The organism is Frateuria sp., assembly GCF_035695185.1.
In the GTDB taxonomy this organism is placed as follows: Bacteria; Pseudomonadota; Gammaproteobacteria; order Xanthomonadales; family Rhodanobacteraceae; genus Frateuria_A.
Window position 1 is genome coordinate 1 of record NZ_DASSES010000160.1, and the last position, 2,866, is coordinate 2,866.

Consider the following 2,866-nt stretch of genomic DNA (forward strand, 5'->3'; position numbering starts at 1 on the left):
CTCACTTCGCGGCGGCCACGGCTTTCTGCGCCGCGTCGTTGAGATCGTCGGCCGGCGTGATCGCCAGGCCGGAGTTGGCCAGCAGTTCGCGGCCCTTCTCCACGTTGGTGCCCTGCAGGCGCACGACGACCGGAATGGTAAGGCCCACTTCCTTCACCGCGGCGATGATGCCTTCGGCGATCAGGTCGCAGCGCACGATGCCGCCGAAGATGTTCACCAGGATCGCGCGCACCTTGTCCGAGGACAGGATCAGCTTGAACGCCTCGGTCACGCGCTCCTTGGTCGCGCCGCCGCCAACGTCCAGGAAGTTGGCGGGCTCGCCGCCGGCCAGCTTGATCACGTCCATCGTCGCCATGGCGAGACCGGCGCCATTGACCATGCAGCCGATCGAGCCGTCCATGGTCACGTAGGTCAGGTGATTGGCCGCGGCCTCCGCCTCGGCATGGTCTTCCTGCGACACGTCGCGCATGGCGACGAGCTTGGGATGACGGAACTCGGCGTTGTCGTCGGAGTTGACCTTGCCGTCCAGCGCCATCAGGTCGCCGGATTTCACGATCGCCAGCGGATTCAATTCGATCAGCGAGAGATCCTTCTCGTTGAACAGCTTGTACATGCCCAGCATGATCTTGGTGAGCTGGTTCACCTGCTTGGCATTCAGGTCCATCGCGAACCCGAGCTGGCGGCACTGGTACGGCTGCAGGCCCTGCACGAAATCCACGACCACGGTGTGGATGTCGTCGGGCGTTTCGCGCGCGACCTGCTCGATATCCACGCCGCCGCGCGCCGAGGCGATGAACGCGACCGCTTTCGCGCCGCGATCCACCAGCATCGAGAGGTACAGCTCCTTGGCGATGTCGTTGGCATCGGTGACCAGCACCAGGTTCACCGGCAGCGCGCGGCCGCCGGACTGGTAGGTCTCCATGTTGCGCCCGAGCATGCCGGCCGCGGCGGCCTTCACCTCGTCGAGCGACTTGCAGAACTTCACGCCGCCGGCCTTGCCGCGGCCGCCAGCGTGGATCTGCGCCTTCACCATCCACTGCTCGCCGCCCAGCGCACGCGCCGCCTCGACCGCCGCATCGGGCGTGTCGGCGACCTTGCCCGGGGGAACCGCGATGCCGTAATCGGCGAACAGTTGCTTGGCCTGATACTCGTGGAAGTTCATGGAGACCTTGCTTCCTTTGTAAGTGCGGACAAGGATGTCCGCTTTTTGACTTTCGCGCCGACGGACCGGCGCAAAAACTTGCGTGGCTTGGAGCTGCCATCCATGGCCAAGAGCTCCGTGGCCGCTTTTTGATCTTCGCGCTGAGGGACCAGCGCAAACAAAACCCGGCTATTTTCGCGTCAAGCGCGCCGCAAGTCCAATCGCCCTGCGATCGCCGCTGCAAAAATGAGTAACGGCCCTTGTGCGCGAACCGCGCGCACACGATCATCGCGCCGTGTCCACCCTCCTCCATCCCGGCCTGAGCCAGCAGGCGCCCTCGGCGGGCGAAATCGTCCGCCGCGAGCTGTATGTCCTGAACCTCTTCCGCGTGCTGCAGGCGCTGGTGTACGTGGCGCTGTCCTTCAGCGAACTGGCGGTGGACTGGCTGCAGGTGCGCGCCCCCACCTCGGCGCGATTGACGGCCGCGGTCTATCTGCTGTTCGCATTGCTGGCGCTCCTGCGCACCCGGCAGATGCCGCGCCGGTTGTCGGCAAGCGTCAGCGCCTGCCTCGGCGTGGACGTTGTGGCCGCCCTGATGGCCGCGCTGATGATGCCCGCGGCGCACACCGGCATCGCGGCGATGCTGGTGATCAACGTCGGCGCCTGTGCCTTGCTGCTTCCGCCGCGACTGGCCGGCCTGTTCGCCGCGCTGGCGGCATTGGCGATGCTCGGGCAGGCGCTGGCGGGCAATGGCGATCCCGGGCGCGACCTGCTGGAGTCCGGGCTGTTCGGACTGGCGTATTTCGCCACCGCCGCGCTGTGCTACGCGCTCGGCAAGCAGATGCGCGCCAGCGAGGCGCTGGCCGAGCGCCGCGGACTGGATCTGGCCAACCTGAGCCAGGTCAACGAGCTGATCATCCGCCGCATGAAGACCGGCGTGCTGCTGGTGGACGAGGCCAACCACATCCACCAGATCAACGAGTCGGCCTGGACGCTGCTCGGCAACCCGGCACTGGACAAGCGCAACCTCGGTGAGGTCGCGCCGGAATTGTCGCGCCGGCTCTATCACTGGCGCGCCACCAACAAGGTGGATACCAGCGCCGTCGCGCTGGCCGAGGGGGTGCCGGAGGTGGTCCCGCGTTTCACGCGGCTGGCCGCCAACGATGACTCGCACGTGCTGATTTTCCTGGACGACACCTCGCTTGTGTCGCGCCGCGCGGAGCAGTTGACGCTCACCACGCTGGGCCGGCTGTCCGCCTCGATCGCGCACGAGATCCGCAACCCGCTCGCGGCGATCCGTTATTCCGCGCAACTCCTGGCGGAATCGCGCGAGCTGCCGGATTCGGACCTGCGCATGGTCGAGATCATCAACAATCACTGCGGGCGATTGAACGAGATCATCGAGAACATCCTGCAGTTGTCGCGGCGCGAGCGCTCGCGCCCGGAGGCGCTGGACCTCAACGCCTGGGTGCTGACCTTCGTGGACGAATACAAGGAAGCCAACGACCTCGGCGGCGACAACCTGCGCGCGCTGTTGTATCCGCACGCGGTCGAGGCGGTCGCCGACCCGCAGCACCTGCAACAGGTGGTGTGGAACCTGGTGCAGAACGCGCTCCGCTACGGGCGCATGCCGGATGAACCCGCGCGCGTCATGATCGTCGCGCGGCTGGCCAGCGATGACGGGCCGCCGCTGATCGAAGTGATCGACCGCGGCCCCGGCATCCC

Annotated in this window: 2 protein-coding genes; one reads left to right on the forward strand and one right to left on the reverse strand. The window is 66.6% G+C overall.

All coding sequences use genetic code 11. From position 1 onward, the window contains the following. Position 1: 1 nt before the first annotated feature. Positions 2-1,162 (reverse strand): ADP-forming succinate--CoA ligase subunit beta, encoded by a 1,161-nt coding sequence (gene sucC, locus VFH59_RS13000; protein WP_325165328.1) that lies wholly within the window; start codon positions 1,160-1,162, stop codon positions 2-4. A 298-nt stretch (positions 1,163-1,460) separates the two neighbouring features. Between sucC and VFH59_RS13005 the strand changes: the two genes are divergently transcribed. After that, positions 1,461-2,866, forward strand: a 1,406-nt coding sequence (locus tag VFH59_RS13005; protein ID WP_414655895.1) for a sensor histidine kinase, incomplete at its 3' end; no start/stop codon positions are given.